Origin of the sequence: Aeromonas sp., assembly GCF_050252055.1 — a bacterium.
Lineage (GTDB): Bacteria > Pseudomonadota > Gammaproteobacteria > Enterobacterales > Aeromonadaceae > Aeromonas > Aeromonas caviae.
The window spans coordinates 40349-60375 of the sequence record NZ_JBFWLQ010000009.1; the positions used below are offsets into that span (position 1 = coordinate 40349).

Sequence of the window (20027 nt, forward strand, 5' to 3'; positions counted from 1 at the left end):
AACATGGCCTCCCGTTTCGTCAGCATTATTGTGGTCCTAGTGGTGATTATTATCTCACCGCTCGGGGCTCGTTTGGCTGCACGGAACAAGGGATAGACCCACCACCGGACAGAACGAAACAAGCGACCCCCGAGCCTCACGGCCCGGGGGTTTTTTTTCGACCAAAGGACAGGATTTTCCACATGAACGGCGCGCAGTTTTTGGTACAGGCTCTCAAGAAACAGGGTGTGACCCAGGTGTTTGGTTACCCGGGCGGGGCCATCATGCCGGTCTACGACGCCCTGTATGACGGTGGCCTGGCCCATCAGCTCTGCCGCCACGAGCAGGGTGCCGCCATGGCTGCGGTGGGTTATGCCCGCGCTTCCGGTCAGGTGGGGGTCTGCATCGCTACCTCTGGCCCCGGCGCCACCAACCTGGTCACCGGCCTCGCGGAGGCACTGCTCGACTCTGTACCGCTGGTGGCCATCAGCGGCCAGGTGCCCTGCGCCGCCGTCGGTACCGATGCCTTTCAGGAAGTGGACGTGCTCGGCATGTCCCTCTCCTGCACCAAGCACTCCTTCATGGTGACGGACCCGGCGGATCTGGGACGGGTCATTGCCGAAGCCTTCGCCATCGCCACCGAAGGGCGTCCGGGCCCCGTGCTCATCGACCTGCCCAAGGATGTGCAACTGGCCGCCGTTCCCTCTCAAAGCCCGCTGTTTGCCGTGGAGGAACCCGACCCCCTGAATCCGGCCGAACTGACGGTCGCCCGTACCCTGCTGGCCGGAGCTGAGCGTCCGGTACTCTACGTCGGCGGCGGGGTGGGCATGGCCAATGCCGAGCAGCAGCTGCGCGACTTTGCCGCCACCACGGGGATGCCGGCGGTCACCACCCTCAAGGGGATAGGTGCCCTCGACCCCGACAGCCCCGTTTATCTGGGCATGCTCGGCATGCACGGTACCAAGGCCGCCAACCTGGCGGTACAGCAGTGCGATCTGCTGGTGGTGGTGGGCGCCCGTTTCGATGATCGGGTGACCGGCAAGCTGGAAGAGTTTGCCCCCGAGGCGAAGGTGATCCACTTGGATGTGGACGCCGCCGAGTTCGGCAAGCGTCGCGCCGCCGATGTGGGCATCACCACGGATCTCAAGCGTGTGCTGCCCGCCCTGGCGATGAGGCTGACCCTCGACCCCTGGCGCGAGCACTGCGCCACCATGGCGCGGGAATACGCCTTCCGCTACGACCATCCGGGTCAAGCCATCTACGCCCCGTCCCTGCTCAAAGAGCTTTCAAGCCAGCTGCCTGACACCAGCGTGGTGGCCTGCGACGTGGGTCAGCACCAGATGTGGGTGGCCCAGCACATGCGTTTCACCAGCCCGCGCAGCCACCTCTCCAGTGCCGGCCTCGGCACCATGGGCTTCGGCCTGCCCGCCGCCATCGGCGCCAAGATGTCGCGCCCCGATGACGAGGTGGTGCTGGTGAGCGGCGACGGCTCCTTCATGATGAACGTGCAGGAGCTCGGCACCATCCGCCGGGCCCGGCTCAAGGTGAAGATGGTGCTGCTGGACAACCAGCGCCTCGGCATGGTGCGCCAATGGCAGGAGCTGTTCTTCGACGGTCGCTACAGCGAGACCAATCTGTCCGACAACCCCGATTTCGTCGCCCTGGCTGCCGCCTTCGGCATTCCCGGCGAGACCATCACATGCAAGGAAGAGATAGGTCCGGCACTGGATCGCCTGCTGGCGAGCGAGAGTGCCTATCTGCTGCATGTGGCTATTTCAGAGGAAGAAAATGTCTGGCCCCTGGTTCCGCCAGGAGTCGCCAACCACAAGATGATGGAGCAACGCCCATGAACCAGCTCAATACCAGCACCCTGGAAATCCATGCCCAACCCAGACCCGAAGTGATGGAACGGGTGCTGCGGGTGGTCCGTCACCGCGGTTTCAATCTCTGCGCCCTCAACATGGAGCAGGATTGCCAACAGCTGCGGATCACGGTTACTGTCGAATCGGTACGTCCCATCCAGCAGTTGTGGAGCCAGCTGGTGAAGCTGGTGGATGTCTCCCGGGTCGATGCACTGGAACAGCAACCCCGGATCAGAGCTTAAGGAGCCAAGCCAATGTCACAGCCTTCCCAATCCGCCGCCCACCCCCAATACATCTGGTTCAACGGCAAGCTGGTCCCCTGGCAGGATGCCCAGGTGCATGTCATGAGCCATGCCCTGCACTACGGCTCCTCGGTGTTCGAGGGGGTGCGCGCCTATGACACTCCCAAGGGGACCTGCATCTTCCGCCTGCAGGAGCACACCCGCCGCCTGTTCGACTCCGCCAAGATCTACTGGATGGACGTCCCCTACAGCGAGTCTGAGGTGAATGAAGCCTGCCGCACCGTGGTGCGCGAGAACGGCCTGAAGAGCGGCTACCTGCGCCCGCTGGCCTTTGTCGGCAACGTGGGGCTGGGGCTGCATCCGCCGCTGGATGCCAAGGCCGACCTCATGGTCGCGGCCCTGCCCTGGGGCGCCTACCTCGGTGAAGAGGGGCTGAAAAACGGAGTGGATGTGTGCGTCACCTCCTGGAACCGGCTCGCTCCCAACACCATCCCGACCGGTGCCAAGGCGGGGGGCAACTATCTCTCTTCCCAGCTCATCAGCCGCGAGGCCAAGCGCAACGGCTTCGCCGAGGGGCTGGCGCTGGATGTGAACGGCTATCTGAGCGAAGGGGCGGGGGAGAACCTGTTTCTGGTGAAGAACGGCGTGCTGTTCACCCCGCCCGCCACCGCCGCCATCCTGCCCGGCATCACCCGCGACACCATCATGACGCTGGCGCGCGACTTGGGTTACGAGGTACGCGAGCAGGCGCTGCCCCGTGAAGCGCTGTACGTCGCAGACGAAATCTTCATGACCGGCACGGCGGCCGAGGTGACCCCGGTGCGCTCGGTGGATCGGATGAAGGTGGGCGCCGGTTGCCGTGGCCCGGTGACCGAGCAGTTGCAGAACGCCTTCTTCGGCCTGTTCAACGGCAAGACCGAAGACAAGTGGGGCTGGCTGACGCCGGTCAACGACTGATGAGAGCGGGGAGGCGTCACGCCTCCCCGAGTCGCTTCCGGTGAAGGCTCCCCGAGGTGCCTTCACCAGGATCGATTCCCGATCCGCGAATCACACATTCATGTTGAAAGACAATGCGCCCCAGGGGCATTCAGGGAGTAGAGACAATGCCGAAGTTGAGATCCGCCACCACCACCCACGGACGTAACATGGCCGGGGCCCGCGCCCTCTGGCGTGCCACCGGCATGACCGATCAGGATTTCGGCAAGCCCATCATCGCCGTGGTCAACTCTTTCACCCAGTTCGTGCCGGGCCACGTCCACCTCAAGGATCTGGGCCAGCTGGTCGCCCGCGAAATCGAGGCCGCCGGCGGCGTCGCCAAGGAGTTCAACACCATCGCCGTGGATGACGGCATCGCCATGGGCCACGGCGGCATGCTCTATTCCCTGCCGTCCCGGGAGCTCATCGCCGATTCCGTGGAGTACATGGTCAACGCCCACTGCGCCGACGCCATGGTCTGCATCTCCAACTGCGACAAGATCACCCCGGGGATGCTGATGGCTGCCCTGCGCATCAACATCCCGGTGATCTTCGTCTCCGGCGGCCCCATGGAAGCGGGCAAGACCAAGCTTTCCGACCAGATCATCAAGCTGGATCTGGTGGACGCCATGATCCAGGGTGCCGACCCCAAGGTCTCCGACGCCCAGAGCGACCAGATCGAGCGCAGCGCCTGCCCCACCTGCGGCTCCTGCTCCGGCATGTTCACCGCCAACTCCATGAACTGCCTGACCGAGGCACTGGGTCTCTCCCAGCCGGGCAACGGCTCCCTGCTGGCGACCCACGCCGATCGCGAGCAGCTGTTCAAGCTGGCGGGCCAGCGCATCGTCACTCTGGCCAAGCGCTGGTATGAGCAGGACGATGCCTCGGCACTGCCGCGCAACATCGCCACCAAGGCGGCGTTCGAGAACGCCATGGCGCTCGACATCGCCATGGGCGGCTCCACCAATACCGTGCTGCACCTGCTGGCGGCAGCCCAGGAGGCGGGCGTCGACTTCACCATGGCCGACATCGACCGCATGTCCCGCAAGGTGCCCCAGCTGTGCAAGGTGGCGCCTTCCACCCAGAAGTACCACATGGAAGACGTGCACCGCGCCGGCGGCGTGGTTGCCATCCTGGGTCAGCTGGAAAAAGCGGGCCTGGTGCACGGGGATACCCGCAACGTGCTGGGTACTTCCCTGGTGGAGCTGCTGGCCGAATATGACGTCAGCCGCAGCAATGACAAGGGGGTTCACGACTTCTACCGTGCAGGCCCTGCCGGCATCCGTACCACCAAGGCGTTCAGTCAGGATTGCCGCTGGCCCGAGCTGGATCTGGACCGCGCCGAGGGGTGCATCCGCTCCTTCGATCACGCCTACAGCCAGGAAGGTGGCCTGGCGGTCCTCGCTGGCAACCTCGCCCTCAACGGGGCCATCGTCAAGACCGCCGGGGTGGACGAGGAGAACCTCACCTTCCGCGGCCCGGCCCGGGTATTCGAGAGCCAGGAGAGCGCGGTGAGCGGCATTCTGGACGGCACGGTGAAAGCCGGTGAAGTGGTGGTGATCCGCTACGAGGGCCCGAAAGGGGGCCCCGGCATGCAGGAGATGCTCTATCCCACCACCTATCTCAAGTCCATGGGATTGGGCAAGGCATGCGCCCTCATCACCGACGGTCGCTTCTCCGGCGGTACCTCGGGTCTCTCCATCGGTCATGTCTCCCCGGAGGCGGCCTCCGGTGGCACTATCGGTCTGGTGGAGGATGGCGACATCATCAACATCGACATCCCGGCCCGCAGCATGGTGCTGGAGGTGGCAGACAGCGTGCTGGCTGCTCGTCGCGCCGCCGTCTCTGCCCGTGGCTGGAAGCCGGTCGATCGTCAGCGCGAGGTCTCCTTTGCCCTGCGCGCCTACGCCATGTTCGCCACCAGCGCCGACAAGGGCGCGGTGCGCGATCGCACCCTGCTGGGGGAGTGAGAGAATGAACTGTCATGATATGGGCGCATTGCGCGCCCTTCGCCACGAGACGGGGGTATAAACCATGGTCTCTGCGGCGGATTATCTACGCAAGGTACTGCTCTCCCCCGTCTACGAGGCGGCGAGGGTCACCCCTTTGCAAACCCTGAAGAAACTCTCCGAGCGGCTCGGCAATCACGTCAGCCTGAAGCGGGAGGATTTGCAACCGGTTCACTCCTTCAAGCTGCGCGGCGCCTACCACAAGATCGCCACCCTGACCCAGGAGCAGAAAGAACGCGGCGTCATCGCCGCCTCTGCCGGCAACCACGCCCAGGGGGTCGCCCTGTCGGCCGCCAAGCTCGGCATCAAGGCGATCATCGTGATGCCCAAGACCACGCCGGACATCAAGATCGACGCGGTGCGCCGTCAGGGCGGCAACGTCATGCTGTTTGGCAACAGCTTCGATGAGGCCTACGGCGAGAGCCGCCGACTCGCCGAGTTGGAGGGCTACACCCTGATCCCGCCGTTCGACGACGTCGAGGTGATCGCGGGCCAGGGCACCATCGGCAAGGAGCTGCTGGAGCAGGATACCCACCTCACCCACGTCTTCGTGCCGGTGGGCGGCGGCGGCCTGGCCGCCGGGGTGGCGGTCTACATCAAGCAGCTGCTGCCGGATGTGAAGGTGATCGGGGTGGAGGCGGAGGGGTCCGCCTGCCTCAAGGCGGCGCTGGCGGCCGGCGAGCCGGTCAATCTGGAGCGGGTCTCCCTGTTTGCGGACGGGGTGGCGGTCAAGCGCATCGGCGAGGAGACCTTCCGCCTGTGCAACCAGTATCTGGACGAGGTGGTGACCGTCTCCAACGACCAGATCTGCGCCGCGCTGAAAGATATCTTCGATGACTGCCGCGCCATCGCCGAGCCGTCGGGGGCCTTGTCGCTGGCCGGTCTCAAGGCCTACAGCGAGCGGGAGCAGGTGAAAGGGGGTCGGATGGCGGCCATCTTGTCCGGCGCCAACGTCAACTTCCACAGCCTGCGTTACGTGTCGGAGCGCTGCGAGATCGGCGAGAAGCGCGAGGGCATGCTGGCGGTGACCATCCCCGAGCGCAAGGGCGCCTTCCTCGACTTCTGTCGCCAGCTCGGACCCCGCATGGTGACCGAGTTCAACTACCGCTATGCGGATGCCGAGCAGGCGTCGCTGTTCGTTTCGGTGCGCCTCACCGGCGGTGACGAGGAGCTGGGCCAGATCATCGATCAGCTCGGCGGCAACGGCTATCCGGTGGTCAACATGACCGAGAGCGAGCTGGCCAAGAACCACGTGCGCTACATGATTGGCGGCCGCCCGGCCCGGCCCCTCGGTGAGCGTCTCTACAGCTTCAAGTTCCCTGAGCAGCCGGGGGCCCTGATGCGCTTCCTCGAGACCCTGGGCTGTCGCTGGAACATCAGCCTGTTCCACTACCGCAACCACGGCGCCGACTACGGACGGGTGCTCTGCGCCTTCGAGCTGCCGGACGAGGACGTGGCGGCTTTCCACGACTACCTGCACGAGATTGGCTACGGCTGGAAAGAGGTGAGCGAGGATCCCGCCTACCGCCTGTTCCTGGCGAGCCAGGGCAGTCAGTGAGCGGGGAGCCATCACCTTGCCAGATGAAAAACGAAGAGCCCGGCTCTTCGTTTTTTTATGGGCAACGCGCCGGCCCCCATGATTGGGGGCTCGGTGGCTGATAATGTCGCCAATATCACACTCCTGAGTCCCTGGTCGTTTGAGGCTGGTTGCAGATGGGATAATCTGAATGCGGGGCTTGGGTTCAGGGCCCCGTCAGGGAAGAGAGACGCAGCCGCGTCATAACAATTCATTGCAGGGGCTCATCCATGAACAGATCTATGCTCGCCGTCCTGATCGGCGCTTTGATGGCAACAGGGACGGTGCAGGCTGCCGCCCAGGACAACACCTGGTATGTCGGCGGCAAGGCCGGCTGGTCAAATTATTACGGGGTGGATTACAACGCCCAGGTCGAAGAGCTGTTCGATGCGACCAAGGTGAACGAGAACAGCGATGATCTCGGTCTGGGGCTGTTTGCCGGTTATCAGGTGAACAGAAACGTGGCGATTGAGCTCGGCTATGACTGGCTCGGCAAGTATCAGGTGGACAAGCACTACTCGGGCAACGGGGTTGATTTCGCACTCGATGGCGAGGCCAAGGCCCAGATGGTGCAGGCCACCATGAAGATTATCCTGCCTGCAACCTCGGCACTGGATATCTACGGTCGTCTCGGGGGTGCCTATGCCTGGACCGAGAGCTCACTCAACGTCAGGGCCAGCGATGGCACCAGCAGCCTCTCCGAATCCCATGAGGGCAACAAATATCATGGTGCCGCCTTTGTCGGGGCGCTGGGGGTCGAATACGCCATCGACAAGGATTGGGCCGCCCGCCTCGAATACCAGTACACCACCCCCCTTGGCAAGACTTCCCTCGACGAGTCAGGCATCGAGATGGACAACGGCCTGCTGTCGGTCGGCATGCTCTATCGCTTCGGCCAGATCGGCGACGAGCCGGTGGCACCAACGCCTGCGCCCGAACCTGCGCCCGCCCCGGCCCCCGTGCTGGTAGAGAAGCAGTTCAGCCTGGATTCCGATGTGCTGTTCGAGTTCAACAAGGCGACCCTGAAGCCGGCCGCCAGTCAGGCCCTCGACAACCTGTTTGCCCAGATCCTGGCGGCCAATCCGAAAGACGGGGTGGCGACGGTGATCGGTCATACCGACCGCATCGGCTCGGAGGCCTACAACCAGTCCCTCTCCGAACAGCGTGCCCGCACGGTGGCGGATTATCTCATCGCCAAGGGATTGTTTGCCGACAAGGTGCGTGCCGAAGGGCGGGGAGAGTCTTCGCCCGTGACCGGGGGCAGCTGCCCGGATGGCGCGAAGGCGCAGATGATCGCCTGCCTGGCCCCGGATCGCCGGGTCGAGGTGCGCCTGACCGGGGTCTCCCAGGTCGCCGAATAAGCCATCTGTGCCTTGCTATTAAACAACGAGGGGGCCAAGGCCCCCTCGTTGTTTATGTGGGTGTGAGCCGTGACGTTTGCAGCCGCTTGGCGCAATGACTCACCATGATCAGCAGCAAGGCGCCGGGCAGCACTGTTTGCCAGAGGAAAGGCCAGGACTGGGTGGTGAGCAGGATCAACAGTGGATTGGCTCCGGCGGGGGGGTGGATCAGCCCCAGTCCCTGCATGAGTGCAATGGACAGGCCCACACCCAGCGCCAGCTTGAGTTCCATCGGTAGCGGGAGCAATTGCACCACCAATCCCACGGTGGCCGATAACAGGTGGCCTCCCAGCACGTTCTGCGGACGGGCCAGCGGACTGTCCGGCAGTGAGAAGAGCAGCACACAGCTTGCCCCGAACGGTGCCATCAACAGGGTTGACTGCCAGCTCATGTCCAGCCAGCCGAGCAACATTATGGCCAGGCAGGCACCGAGCCCTGCCAGCCAGGCACTTCGCCATCGTCTTGTTTCCATCTCCTGTCTCCTTGTCTGTGCCGGATCACTTGATCCAGCCTGCGACATTAGGTAGACAGATCGGTGTACTTCAAGAGGAAATTCACCATGAGCGAAAAACGGCAACAGCTGATGACGACAGCCTATCGGCTGTTCAATCGTCACGGCTTTCACGCCACCGGCATCGATCGCATCTGGGCCGAGGCGGGCAGTACCAAACGCACCCTCTATCGCCACTTCCCCACCAAAGATGCCTTGATCGAAGCGGTGCTGATGGCACGGGATGCGGAGTTCTTTGCCCTGCTTGATGCCAGGATGGATGGGGTGTCGGGGCGGGAGGCCAGGTTGCTGGCGCTGCTCGATGGCTTTGCGGACTGGTTTGGCCGCAGCGACTTCTACGGCTGCAACTTCATCAACGCGAGCGCCGAGTTCTCCGATCCTCGCCACCCGGTGCGCAAGCTGGTGGTGGCCCACAAGCGTGCGTTGCTTAACTGGGTCAGGAAGGCCCTCGAATGCACCGAGGTGCAGGCCACCGGGTTATGCCTGCTGCTGGAAGGGGCCGTGGTGATGGCCCACAGCTATGAGCAGCCCCTGGCTCTGGAACAGGCCAGGGTGTTGGCGGAGGCCGTGCTGGCAGAGCCGCGCTAGTTCAGCTCCGTGGGGTCGATATCCAGACTCCAGCGCACCCGCTTGGTCTCGGGCCACCCCTCCAGCTCCTTCACCGCCCAGTTGAGCAGCTGGGCCAGCGGTGCCCGGCTGGGCCCCTGCACCAGCAGCTGCATGCGAAACTTGCCCGCCTTGCGCTCCATGAAGCCGCTGATGGGCCCCAGCACCTGCACCTGGGGATAGCGGGCGCTGCGCAGGGTATCGGCGAGGCGGCTGAGGAACAGCTGCACCTCGTCACGGCCATTGGCCTCGGCCCGAAACAGCCCCTGATAGCTGAACGGTGGCAGCCCCAGCAGGCGGCGCTCTTTCAGCGCCGTGTCGGCGAAGTGGCCATAGCCGTTCTGGGTCAGATCCTGCAGCAGAGCGTGTTCGGGATGGTGGCTCTGCAGCACCACCAGCCCCGGCTTGCTGGCGCGGCCGGCACGACCCGCCACCTGGGTGTAGAGCTGGGCCAGCTTCTCGGCGGCGCGAAAATCGGCACTGAACAGCGCGCCATCCACATCCAGCAGCCCAACTAACGTCACATCCGGGAAGTGGTGGCCCTTGGCCAGCATCTGGGTGCCGATCAGGATCTTGTACTTGCCCGCCTTGATGTCGCCGAGGTGCGTCTCCAGCTCCCCCTTGCGGCGGGTGTTGTCCCGGTCGATGCGCACCACCGGATATTGCGGGAACACGGTGCCAAGCAGTTGCTCCAGCTGCTCGGTGCCGACCCCGGAGCCGATCAGCTCGTTGCTGCCACACTCTGGGCAGTGGTGGGGCAGCGGGCGCACGCTGTCGCAGTGGTGGCAGTGCAGCCGCCGCCCGGCCTGGTGCCAGGTGTACCAGGCGTCACAGCGCTCGCAGGCGGCACTCCAGCCGCACTGGTGGCAGATAAGAGCCGGGGCATAGCCACGACGGTTGAGAAACAGCATCACCTGGTTGCCCGCCGCCAGGTGCTCGGCCATCAGCTGTTCCAGCTGGGGGGAGAGCCCCGCCTGCAGCCGCACGTTCTTGATGTCGAGGATCACCTGGCGAGCGGTCTGGGCGTTGCCAGCGCGGCGAGTGAGCGTGAGGTGGTGATACTTGCCGCTGCGGGCGTTGTGCAATGTCTCCAGCGACGGGGTGGCAGATCCAAGCAGGATGGGAATGCCGGCGCGATGGGCCCGCATCACCGCCAGATCCCGCGCGTGGTAGCGAAAGCCGTCCTGTTGCTTGAAGGAGCCGTCGTGCTCCTCGTCGATGATAATGATGCCGAGGTCCTTGAACGGCGTGAACACCGCGGATCGGGTGCCGATCAGAATGGCGGCACCACCGTCGCGGCAGGCGAGCCAGGCATCGAGCCGTTCCCTGTCGTTCATGGCGGAGTTCATTGCCACCACGGGCACGTTGAAGCGGCGGCGAAAGCGGTTGATGGTCTGGGGGGTGAGGCCGATTTCCGGCACCATCACCAGCGCCTGCTTGCCCGCCTTGAGCAGGGGCTCGAGGATGCTGAGGTAAACCTCGGTCTTGCCGGAGCCCGTGATGCCGTCCAGCAGGAAGGCACCGAACTTGTTGCTCTGGCTGGTGACGGCGGCCACCGCCAGCGCCTGCTCGCCGTTGAGGCGCAGCCCCTCACCCGGCTCGAAGCGAGTGGCCCAATCGCCATCATGGCTCGGCTCCAGCGAGCGCTTCTCCAGCAGTCCCTTCTTCTCCAGCGCGGTGAGGGCCGCGCTCTGGATCTCCTCCTGTTTGAGGGCGGAGGGGGTCTGCGGCCCCTTGCGCAGCAAGGCGAGGGCCTGCTGCTGCTTGGCCGCCCGTTTGAGCTCGTTGAGGTCGATGGCCATGCCCGCATCGGTAGCAAACCAGAACTCCAGCTCCCGATAGGCGGCGGGCTCACCCTTGCGCACCAGCACCGGCAGGGCATGGGGCAGCACTTCCCCCAGCGGATGCTGGTAGTAACCGGCGCTCCAGGCCATCAGCGCCAGAATGTCGGGCCCCAGCACGGGGGAGCTGTCGAGCACCCTCTTCAAGGGTTTTAATTTGTTGCGGGGGACCTGGCTCTCGGTCGGGTGATCCACCACCAGACCAACCAGGGTCTGCGGGCCGAACGGGATCTCGACCCGGCAACCGGGGGCAGGCAAGGGCAGGGGAGAGAGATAGTCGAAATGACGGCGTAACGGCACCGGCACAGCCACACGAACCAGATCCAGCGTTTGGGAAGAATTCACCAGGGGTTGCCTATTTTTTCTGCGAAGCCACTTGCCTGATCTCAGGCGTTTCCTATATTATTCGCAGCCTTTGAAACTGTGTTCAACAATCGTGTGGTGTCCGACAAGAGATCGGATGGCGACACGGCCTGATAATTGAGGTTGTCCATGAAAGCTGGTATCCATCCTGACTACGTAGCCATCACCGCCAAGTGCTCTTGCGGTAACGTCATCAACACCTTCTCTACCATCGGTAAAGATCTGAACCTGGACGTGTGCTCCGAGTGCCACCCGTTCTACACCGGCAAGCAGAAAGAAGTTTCTAGCGGCGGCCGCGTAGACAAGTTCAACAAGCGTTTCGGTGGCTTGACCTCCAAGAAGTAATCTTGCTTCTGAAGAATTCTGAAAAAGGCGCCCATCGGGTGCCTTTTTTATTGGCCGCCATTCTGTAATTCCCCGCTTTGCCCTATGGTGTTGGCTCAACCAAGGGAGAAGAGCCGATGCGCACATGTCTGGTGATGGGAGCTGCCGGGTACATAGGATCCTACCTGGTGCCCCATCTGCAGGGTCTGGGGTACAGGGTCATCGCCGGTGCCCGTCGTCCCTGCCGTCTGCCGGAGGGGGTGGCGTTTCGCCTCGCCGACAGCCTCAAGCCTGCCACCCTGCCCCCTGCGCTGGCGGGGGTCGACACCGTCTTCTATCTGGTACACGCCATGGGGGCGGGGGCCGGTTTTCACCGGCTGGAGCAGCAGGGAGTGAAGAACTTCGCCGCCGCCGCCCGTGCCGCCGGGGTGCGCCGCATCGTCTATCTCGGCGCCATCCAGCCCGAGCCCTGCAACAGTCGCCACCTCAACTCCCGGCGCTACTGTGGCGAGCTGTTTCGCAGCGCAGGGGTGCCCACGGTAGAGCTGCGTGCCGGCATCATCATAGGCCCCGGCTCGGCGGCGTTCGAGGTGATGCGGGATCTGGTGTACAACCTGCCCATGATGGTGACGCCCAAGTGGGTGCGTTCCCGCACGCCCCCCATCGCCCTCTCCAACCTCTTGCACTATCTGGGCGGGCTGGTGGAAGCCGACGGGGTGGATGGCCAGATCTTCAATGCGGCCGGCCCCGAGCTGCTCAGCTACCAGCAGCAGCTCCAGAAATTCGCCACCCATATCGGCAAACGCTGCCCCATCATTCCGATACCTTTTTTGAGCCCCCGGCTCTCCGCCTGGTGGCTGCAGTTCGCCACCTCGGTTCCCCAGCCCATCGCCAAGGCGCTGGTGGGGGGGCTCAAGCACGACATCCCGGCGGATGACGGCCCCTTGCGCGCCCTGCTGCCCCAGCATCTGCTCAGCTTCGATGAGGCGCTGGCGGAGAGCCTGGCGCTGGAGCAGAGGCTCGGTGCCGAGCAGCACGGGGAGGAGACGCCCCTTGGTCTGCGCTGGCGTCATCCCGAGTATGGCTTCTACGACCGCATTGCCAGCGGGGAGGCGGATTGCCTCGCCACCCCCGAGGTGGTGTGGCAGGTGTTGCAGCAGCTGGGGGGCGAGCAGCGCTACTTCTACATGAACGAGCTGTGGGTGGTGCGCGAATGGATGGATCACCTGATCGGCGGCCCGGCCCGGACCCGGGGACGCACCAACCCGGATCGCTTCGTGAAGGGGGACATGCTGGACTCCTGGCAGATCCTCGGGGTGGATGAAGGACGCAGGCTGGATCTGCTGTTCAACATGAAGGCCCCCGGCGTCGGTCGGCTGGAGTTCAACATCCAGCCCCTGGAGTCCGGCCTGACCCGGCTGCGGGTGACGGCCCACTGGCATCCGCAGGGGGCCTGGGGGCTGGCTTACTGGCTTGCCATGCTGCCGTTTCACCTCTTCATCTTCCAGGGGATGACGGAGGCCATCGCCCGGCAGGCAGAGGCAAAAGCCGGCATTCCAGTCATGGATTGAAATCGAATCTATAACTAATTGGGTAGTTTTGGGTGGCATGACATGCTACTGATTAGCCTGTCATTGCTATCCAGCGATATTTTATGCTGTGAAAGGGCGGGGGATTTCTTTATGATCCTCAGCCCTCGCCCGCTGGCGAGCCAACGCTTCACTCATTCATTTCCGTATCGGGGTCCCCCATGTCCGATCAGCAGCACGATCTCCGCCAACAGGCACTCGACTACCACGCCCAACCTGTCCCGGGCAAAATCGCCATCGCCCTCACCAAGCCCGCCGAGACCGCTCGCGATCTGGCGCTGGCCTACAGCCCGGGCGTTGCCGAACCGGTACGCGAGATCGCCGCCAATCCGGCCGATGCCTACCGTTACACCGGCAAGGGCAACCTGGTGGCCGTCATCTCCAACGGCACCGCCATCCTGGGGCTGGGCAATCTGGGCCCGCTGGCCTCCAAGCCGGTGATGGAGGGCAAGGCCCTGCTGTTCAAGCGCTTTGCCGGCATCGACGCCATCGACATCGAGGTGAAGCACGAGACCAGCGCCCAGTTCATCGATACGGTGGCCGCCATCGCCGACACCTTCGGCGGCATCAACCTGGAAGACATCAAGGCCCCCGAGTGCTTCGAGATTGAAGAGGCGCTGATCGCCCGCTGCGACATCCCGGTGTTCCACGATGACCAACACGGTACCGCCATCGTCACCGCCGCCGGGCTGCTCAACGCGCTGGAAGTACAGGGCAAGGAGATTGGCACCAGCCGCATCGTCTGCATGGGCGCCGGTGCCGCCGCCACCGCCTGCATGGATCTGCTGATCAAGTGCGGGGCTGCGCCGCACAACATCTTCATGCTGGACCGCCAGGGTGTGATCCACAGCGGCCGCACCGATCTCAACCAGTACAAGCAGCGTTTCGCCAACGACACCCCCCTGCGTACCCTGATGGATGTCATCGATGGGGCTGACGTCTTCGTCGGCGTCTCCGGCCCGGACGTACTGCCTGCCGAGGCGGTGGCCCTGATGGCTCCCAACCCGGTGATCTTCGCCTGTTCCAACCCGGACCCCGAGATCAAGCCTGCCCTGGCTCACGGAGTGCGCGGGGATCTCATCATGGGAACCGGCCGTTCGGACTACCCGAACCAGATCAACAACGTGCTCTGCTTCCCCTTCATCTTCCGCGGCGCCCTCGACGCCCGTGCCAGCCGCATCAACGATGCCATGAAGATTGCGGCAGTGGAGGCGATCCGTGCTCTGGCCAAGGAGCCGGTGCCCGCCGAGGTGCTGACCGCCGCTGGCGTGAGTGAACTCGCCTTCGGCAAGGATTACGTCATTCCCAAGCCCATGGACGCCCGCCTGCTGCCGCGGGTTGCCCGTGCCGTGGCGCTGGCGGCGGTTGCCTCCGGGGTGGCCCGCATCGAACTGCCGGCGGATTACATGCTGGGTTGAGTCACGGCAAGCGCGCAAAACAGAAGGGGCCCCCTGTCGGGGGCCCCTTTTTCATGGTGGAAGCGGGCAGCTTACTTGGTCTTGGGAGCAACCTTGACGGCCGGCGCCTTGGCGTGGGCAGCCTTGTGATGCTTTTTCACGACCTTGGTCTGGGTGGCGTGGGGAGCGGCGGCCTTGGTCGGGGTGGCAGCCATGGTGAAGCCGGAGGTCAGGGCGAAGACAGCGGCCAGAGTCAGGGGGATCAGCTTGTTCATATTCCAGTTCCTCGTTCGGTTTGATGACATGGAGCGTTTCTCCATGACTTCATCCTAGGGTTGTTCGACCTGCGGTTCAGTGAGCGACTGGTGACGGTTTGTATCCAAATGTACGGGCAGGGTCAGGCAGAAACGGGCACCGCTGCTGCCGGGCAGCAGTTGCACCTCGCCGCCGTGGTGGTGGGCGATGCTGCGCACGATGGCCAGCCCCAGCCCGGCGCCGCCGGTGCGTCTGTCCCGGCTCTGATCCAGGCGCACGAAGGGCTCGAAGATTTGCGGGGCCAGCGCGGGATCGATGCCGGGGCCATCGTCGGCGACCTCCAGCAGATAGTCGTCCCCCTGTCGCGCTATGCAGAGGCTTGCCTGGCTGGTGGCATGGCGCAGGGCGTTGCCGATGAGGTTTTCCAGCGCCCGGTCCAGCAATCGGGTGTCGCCGCGCCAGGGCAGAGCCATGGCCGGGCGCACGAAGTCGAGCCGCTTGTCCGGTCGCAGGGCCTGCCAGTCGGCCAGGCGGCTGCCGGCCCAGCTGCCGAGCTCCAGATCGCTGCATTGCAGCGGCAGTTCGGGGCGATCGAGCCTGGCATAGGTGAGCATCTCCTCGATGAGGGCATCGAGGGCGCCGAGGTCCCGCTCCAGTCCCTGCTGCTCCTCGGGTGAGGGAGGCTCGGCCAGCATGGCGAGGCGATAGCGCAGCCGCACCAGGGGGGAGCGCAGCTCGTGGGCGATGGCGTCGGTCAACTGCTTGCGACTGGCCAGCATGGCCTGCAACTGCTCCGCCATCTGGTCGAAGGTGCGGCCGACCCGGCCCAGGCTGCTGCCGGGCGGCAAACCGGTGCGACAGGAGAGATCCCCGTCGCCGACCCGGCGGGCGGTCTGTTCGAGCTGTTGCAGGCCGCGCCAGTGGGGGCGCAGCCAGAGCAGGATGGGCAGGCCGAGGGAAAGGCCGATGAGCAGCAGCAGCCCCACGTCCACCCAGTGCAGCTCGTGCAGGTAGGAGAGGTAGGGGACGGGGCCGACGATCAGCACCTTGTCGGTGTTCGGGATGCGCTGCAGGAAGGTGTCATCCTCCTCGACGATGACGATGTTTCCCGCCTCGAGGAAGGCCTGATCCTCGCTGGCCAGGGGCTGGTTGGCGAGGACGCCGATCTGCAGCGGCAGATTGAGCTGGCGGCTCTGTTCGCCGGTGCGGGCGGCCCAGTGTTCCGGCGGCAGCCGGGCCAGCTCGCCAGTGAGCAGGCCGAGGGAGCCTTGCATCATCCGCTCCAGATAACGGTCCCCCGCCCGCTCTGCACTGACCTGATAGACCAGCCCGATGAGCAGAATGGCGAGGGTGAAGCAGCCTATCAGCAACAGATAGAACTGGATAAACAGGCGTCGCATGGGGGCTCTCCTCTTGCCTGGATTGCGTCTGGACATTGCCTTGTTGCCCCTCATCCCTAACCCTTCTCCCGCAAGGGGAGAAGGCTGAGTGCATCAAGGTCATTCGGCGGGGCTTATTCCCAGGCCTGGGGCACCAGCAGGTAACCCTTCTGGTGCACCGTCTTGATCCAGATCGAGTTGTTGCTGTCATTCCCTGGCTTCTGGTGTGCAGGCGTGTGAGACACCAGCTCATTCCCAAGCCTGGGGTACGAGTAGATAACCCTTTTGGCGCACCGTCTTGATGCGGGTCGGGTTGTTGCTGTCATCCCCGAGCCGGCGGCGCAGACGGGAGATGGCCACGTCCATGCTGCGATCCTGGCCGTCGTAGTCGCGCCCCCGCAGGCTGCGAAACAGCGCCTCCCGCCCCAGGATCTGGCCCGCGTGGCAGGCCAGCTCCCACAGGAGGTCGAAATCGGCGGTGGAGAGGGGAATGCTCTCCCCATCGAGGCGCACGTCCCGACCCGGGCCGTCTATCTGGAGGCGGCCGAACTGCAGGCGCTGGGGTGGGGCGGCGGGGACCACGGCCTGCTGGCTCTGCCCCTGCTGGCGAAACTGGACTCGTAGCCGGGCCAGCAGCACCGGGGGGGGCGTGGTCTTGAGGATGTAGTCGTTGGCCCCCAGCTCCAGGCTCAGGATCTGGTTCATGTCGCTGTCGAGCGAAGTGAGCATGACGATGGGGCCGGCAAAGCGCGGGCGCAGATCCCGGCACAGGGAGAGGCCATCCTGCCCCGGCAGCATGATGTCGAGCAGCACCAGATCCGGCTGCTCGGCCAGGGCCCTGTCGAGTGCCCGGTCACCCCGGGTCTCCAGCAGCACCTCGATGTCGTGGCGACCGAGCCAGCTGCTGATGAGCTGGCCTATCTCGGGATCGTCTTCAACAAACAGAACGCGTGGCATGGTGGCGTGATTCCCCGGTCATGGCGTGAGTGGGCGTGTCGCCAGCATAACGGCTGCGTCCGCGCTCTGCACCGGGATAACTAATCAATGCGGGGGTTTTTGCCCCTTCTCCCGGGGGAGAAGGGGGAAAGGATGAATCGGTTGGCATCGGGCCGCCCCCACTTGTCCCGTGGCGGGTCGGGGCGGCGCGATGAGGCAGGATCCGTGCCCTTCAGTGGCCATAGCGGCTCCGGCTGCCATGGAGCAGCCGGGGAACCGCCCGGATCAGCCGCCCTTGCGCTTCAGGTACACCCCGGCTTCCATGTGGTGGGTCCAGGGGAACTGGTCGAACAGGGCGAAGCGGGCGATCTCGTGGGTTTCACCGAGCACGGCCATGTTGGCCTGCAGTGTCTCGGGGTTGCAGGAGATGTAGAGGATGTTGTCGTAATCCTGCACCAGCTTGACGGTGGCGTCGTCCAGACCGGCCCGGGGCGGGTCGACGAAGATGGTGTTGCACTGGTAGGCGCCAAGATCGACCCCCTTGAGGCGGTTGAACTCCCGCTCACCGCGCATCGCCATGGTGAACTCCTCTGCCGACATGCGCAGGATGATCAGGTTGTCGACACCGTTGGCGGCGATGTTGAACTGGGCGGAGTCCACGCTCGGCTTGGCGATCTCGGTGGCCAGCACCTTGCGAAAGTTCTGCGCCAGAGCGATGGAGAAGTTGCCGTTGCCGCAGTAGAGCTCCAGCAGGTCCCCCTCGCTCTCTTTGGTCACGTCCAGGGCCCAGCCCAGCATCTGTTCATTGATGGCGGCGTTGGGCTGGGTGAAGCTGTTTTCCACCTGTTTGTAGACCAGCTCGCGCCCCTGCACGGTCAGGCGTTCGATGACGAAGTCATCCCCGAGACAGATCTTCTGCTTGTGGGCGCGGCCAATCAGTTGCAGCTCGAACCCCTTGGCACGCAGGTCGGCCTGCAGCGCCTCGGCGGCCTGCTGCCACTCGTTCTCCAGCTTGCGGTGGTAGAGCAGGCTGACGCAGATCTGGCCGGACTGGGTGGAGAGGTAGTCTATCTGGAACAGCTTCTTGCGCAGCACGGGGTGCGGGCGCAGCCCGGCCAGCAGCACCGGCATCAGCCGGTTGATGAGCAGGCTGGCGGTGGGGAAGCTGTCGACCCGGATGATCTCCTTGGTGGCCGGTGCATACATGCAGTGAAAGAGGTCATCCCCCTCGTGCCAGATGCGGAACTCGGCGCGCATCCGGTAGTGCTCGGCGGGAGAGGCGTGCAGCTCCAGCGCAGGCGGATTGAAGGGGGCGAACAGCTGGGTGAGGCGATCGCGCTTCTCGTCGATCTGGGCCTGGTAGTCGGCAGGAGTCCGTCTGCCCTGGGCGTCGGCGGAAGAGGGCTGGGATTGAGTCATGGATACCTCGCATGCACCGGGCTGAGCCGGGGAAAGACCGGGGGAAGGCCGCAGCCAACCAAAGGGTGGGGATTTTAAAAGGCCGTTGCGGATTGTCCAAGTTTTTTGTGGTCAAGAAGTGGCCAGTCGGGCCGATAACCGATCCACCACTATAGGCGGGAGAGTAATGATGCAAATTGATGGCATGGGCGCAGCCCAACCCAAGGGAGTGGGCATTGCTCCCAAATCGCCTCAACAGACGGAGTCGAAAACGGCGGACAAGGGGGATGAGGTCTCCCTGAACAAGCCCCCGAAATGGGCCCAGGTGCTGATCCAGCAGGCGCTGCAATTTGCGCTGGAGATCAACGGCCAGGGCTACAAGGCACCCAAGGTGCAGGAACCCCAGGAGGTCACCCCGGAGACCCTGTTCGATTTCCAGTCGGTGGCGGACAACGTGTTGCAGTTCGTCACCGGGCGGATAGGCGCGGCCCGTGCGGACGGCAAGTCCGACGACGACCTGACCAAGATGATGGAGCAGGCCCGCAAGGGGGTGGACAAGGGCTTCGGTGACGCCAGGAAGCTGCTCGGTGACTGGGCGGACAACGAGGACATCAAGACCGGCATGGATCAGAGCTACAAGCTGATCCAGAAGGGGCTCGACGAGTTCGAGAAGGAGTTCTTCGGCAAGGTGTCGACCACGGATCTGGGGGATGCCAGGATGGCCAGCCGCCAGCAGGCCCTCCTCGAGATCGAGACCCGGGATGGGGACAAGGTGATGCTGCGCTTCAGCGACAGCTGGCAGTTCAAGTCCCAGAGCGACGGGGGTGGCAGCCAGTTCAGCCTCAAGTCGAGCCAGAGCTTCGACTTCTCCCTGGAGGGGGATCTCGACAGTGCCGAGATGGATGCCATCGGCACCCTGGTCAAGGGGCTGGACGAGCTGGCCGGGCAGTTCTTCAAGGGGGGCGACGGCAAGACCCTGGCGGACGGGCTGAACGGGCTGCAACTGGATGACAGCCAGCTGGTCTCCTACTCCCTCAAGCTCAAGCAATCGGCCAAGTTGAGTCAGACCTACCAGGGGGCCAGTTCCCTGCAGGAGAGCCTCAAGCCCCTGGCGGACTACCTGCCGAGGCTCAGCCGGTTGCAGCAGCAGGCCGACGCCCTGCTGCCCCCTTCCCAGCAGGAGGCGCTGACGCCCACCGTGCTGGCGGCGCGGGGTCAGGACGGGGCGACCCAGGGGGCAGGCTTCATGGGCTTCAACCAGCGGATGCTGGAGGCCATGCGGCTGCTTGGCCAGCAGATGGCGACCGGCTAGTCTGGCGACGCCCCCGTGATGCTGGCGGGGGCGGGGTGTTTGCCAGCCCGTCCCCGGGCTGGCACACTGCCCT

General features: G+C 64.5%; 17 protein-coding genes and 1 pseudogene. 11 read left to right on the forward strand and 7 right to left on the reverse strand.

The window, feature by feature from the left end; translation table 11 throughout:
• Positions 1-182 precede the first annotated feature (182 nt).
• From ilvG to ompA, 6 genes are all read left to right on the forward strand, one after another.
• Positions 183-1829, forward strand: a complete 1647-nt coding sequence (gene ilvG / locus AB7E19_RS15985) for an acetolactate synthase 2 catalytic subunit (protein ID WP_322131304.1) — start codon at positions 183-185, stop codon at positions 1827-1829.
• A complete protein-coding gene (gene ilvM / locus AB7E19_RS15990) occupies positions 1826-2083 on the forward strand; it encodes an acetolactate synthase 2 small subunit (protein WP_010676086.1) in 258 nt (85 codons plus the stop codon). The genes ilvG and ilvM overlap by 4 nt, the downstream gene beginning before the upstream one ends.
• A gap of 12 nt (positions 2084-2095) precedes the next feature.
• On the forward strand, positions 2096-3040 hold the full coding sequence (locus AB7E19_RS15995) for a branched-chain amino acid transaminase (RefSeq protein ID WP_039039680.1): 945 nt from the start codon (positions 2096-2098) through the stop codon (positions 3038-3040).
• A gap of 146 nt (positions 3041-3186) precedes the next feature.
• A complete protein-coding gene (gene ilvD / locus AB7E19_RS16000; protein ID WP_043153414.1) occupies positions 3187-5028 on the forward strand; it encodes a dihydroxy-acid dehydratase in 1842 nt (613 codons plus the stop codon).
• Between the two features lie 64 nt (positions 5029-5092).
• A complete protein-coding gene (gene ilvA / locus AB7E19_RS16005) occupies positions 5093-6625 on the forward strand; it encodes a threonine ammonia-lyase, biosynthetic (RefSeq protein WP_041211987.1) in 1533 nt (510 codons plus the stop codon).
• Between the two features lie 248 nt (positions 6626-6873).
• Positions 6874-8004: a porin OmpA gene (gene ompA / locus AB7E19_RS16010; protein ID WP_041211986.1), complete on the forward strand. Its 1131-nt coding sequence runs from the start codon at positions 6874-6876 to the stop codon at positions 8002-8004.
• A gap of 52 nt (positions 8005-8056) precedes the next feature.
• Here ompA and AB7E19_RS16015 read toward each other — a convergent pair whose 3' ends face one another.
• Positions 8057-8515, reverse strand: a complete 459-nt coding sequence (locus tag AB7E19_RS16015) for an HPP family protein (protein WP_419188813.1) — start codon at positions 8513-8515, stop codon at positions 8057-8059.
• An 87-nt stretch (positions 8516-8602) separates the two neighbouring features.
• Here AB7E19_RS16015 and AB7E19_RS16020 point away from each other — a divergent pair, with 87 nt between their 5' ends.
• Complete coding sequence (locus AB7E19_RS16020; RefSeq protein ID WP_201888812.1) at positions 8603-9142, forward strand: TetR/AcrR family transcriptional regulator; 540 nt, start codon at positions 8603-8605, stop codon at positions 9140-9142.
• Here the strand turns inward: AB7E19_RS16020 and priA are convergent.
• On the reverse strand, positions 9139-11346 hold the full coding sequence (gene priA / locus AB7E19_RS16025) for a primosomal protein N' (protein ID WP_322131303.1): 2208 nt from the start codon (positions 11344-11346) through the stop codon (positions 9139-9141). The two genes, AB7E19_RS16020 and priA, sit on opposite strands and share 4 nt — an antisense overlap.
• A 147-nt stretch (positions 11347-11493) precedes the next feature.
• Between priA and rpmE the strand changes: the two genes are divergently transcribed.
• The 3 genes from rpmE to AB7E19_RS16040 all read left to right on the forward strand — a co-directional run bounded on the left by rpmE (position 11494) and on the right by AB7E19_RS16040 (position 14695).
• Entirely contained in the window at positions 11494-11709 is a 216-nt protein-coding gene (gene rpmE / locus AB7E19_RS16030; RefSeq protein ID WP_010676078.1) for a 50S ribosomal protein L31, read from the forward strand.
• A gap of 116 nt (positions 11710-11825) precedes the next feature.
• Positions 11826-13259 carry a DUF2867 domain-containing protein gene (locus AB7E19_RS16035; protein WP_322131302.1) on the forward strand — a complete coding sequence of 478 codons (1434 nt, stop codon included), beginning with the start codon at positions 11826-11828 and terminating at the stop codon, positions 13257-13259.
• A gap of 179 nt (positions 13260-13438) precedes the next feature.
• Entirely contained in the window at positions 13439-14695 is a 1257-nt protein-coding gene (locus AB7E19_RS16040) for a malic enzyme-like NAD(P)-binding protein (protein WP_043153426.1), read from the forward strand.
• Positions 14696-14766: 71 nt separating this feature from the next.
• Here the strand turns inward: AB7E19_RS16040 and AB7E19_RS16045 are convergent, their stop codons facing one another.
• From AB7E19_RS16045 to trmA, 5 genes and pseudogenes are all read right to left on the reverse strand, one after another.
• The gene (locus AB7E19_RS16045) at positions 14767-14949 is read right to left on the reverse strand and encodes a hypothetical protein (RefSeq protein WP_010676075.1); all 183 of its coding nucleotides are present in this window, start codon (positions 14947-14949) and stop codon (positions 14767-14769) included.
• Positions 14950-15003: 54 nt separating this feature from the next.
• Positions 15004-16329 (reverse strand): two-component system sensor histidine kinase RstB, encoded by a 1326-nt coding sequence (rstB, locus tag AB7E19_RS16050; RefSeq protein WP_319859182.1) that lies wholly within the window; start codon positions 16327-16329, stop codon positions 15004-15006.
• Positions 16330-16442: 113 nt separating this feature from the next.
• Positions 16443-16532 (reverse strand): annotated as a pseudogene (locus AB7E19_RS16055) (two-component system response regulator RstA); the annotation flags it as partial.
• Between the two features lie 25 nt (positions 16533-16557).
• Positions 16558-17265 carry a two-component system response regulator RstA gene (gene rstA / locus AB7E19_RS16060; protein ID WP_010676073.1) on the reverse strand — a complete coding sequence of 236 codons (708 nt, stop codon included), beginning with the start codon at positions 17263-17265 and terminating at the stop codon, positions 16558-16560.
• Positions 17266-17529: 264 nt separating this feature from the next.
• Positions 17530-18663, reverse strand: a complete 1134-nt coding sequence (gene trmA / locus AB7E19_RS16065; RefSeq protein ID WP_322131301.1) for a tRNA (uridine(54)-C5)-methyltransferase TrmA — start codon at positions 18661-18663, stop codon at positions 17530-17532.
• Between the two features lie 169 nt (positions 18664-18832).
• Here trmA and AB7E19_RS16070 point away from each other — a divergent pair, with 169 nt between their 5' ends.
• Positions 18833-19954, forward strand: a complete 1122-nt coding sequence (locus AB7E19_RS16070) for a DUF5610 domain-containing protein (RefSeq protein WP_053288185.1) — start codon at positions 18833-18835, stop codon at positions 19952-19954.
• Positions 19955-20027 lie beyond the last annotated feature (73 nt).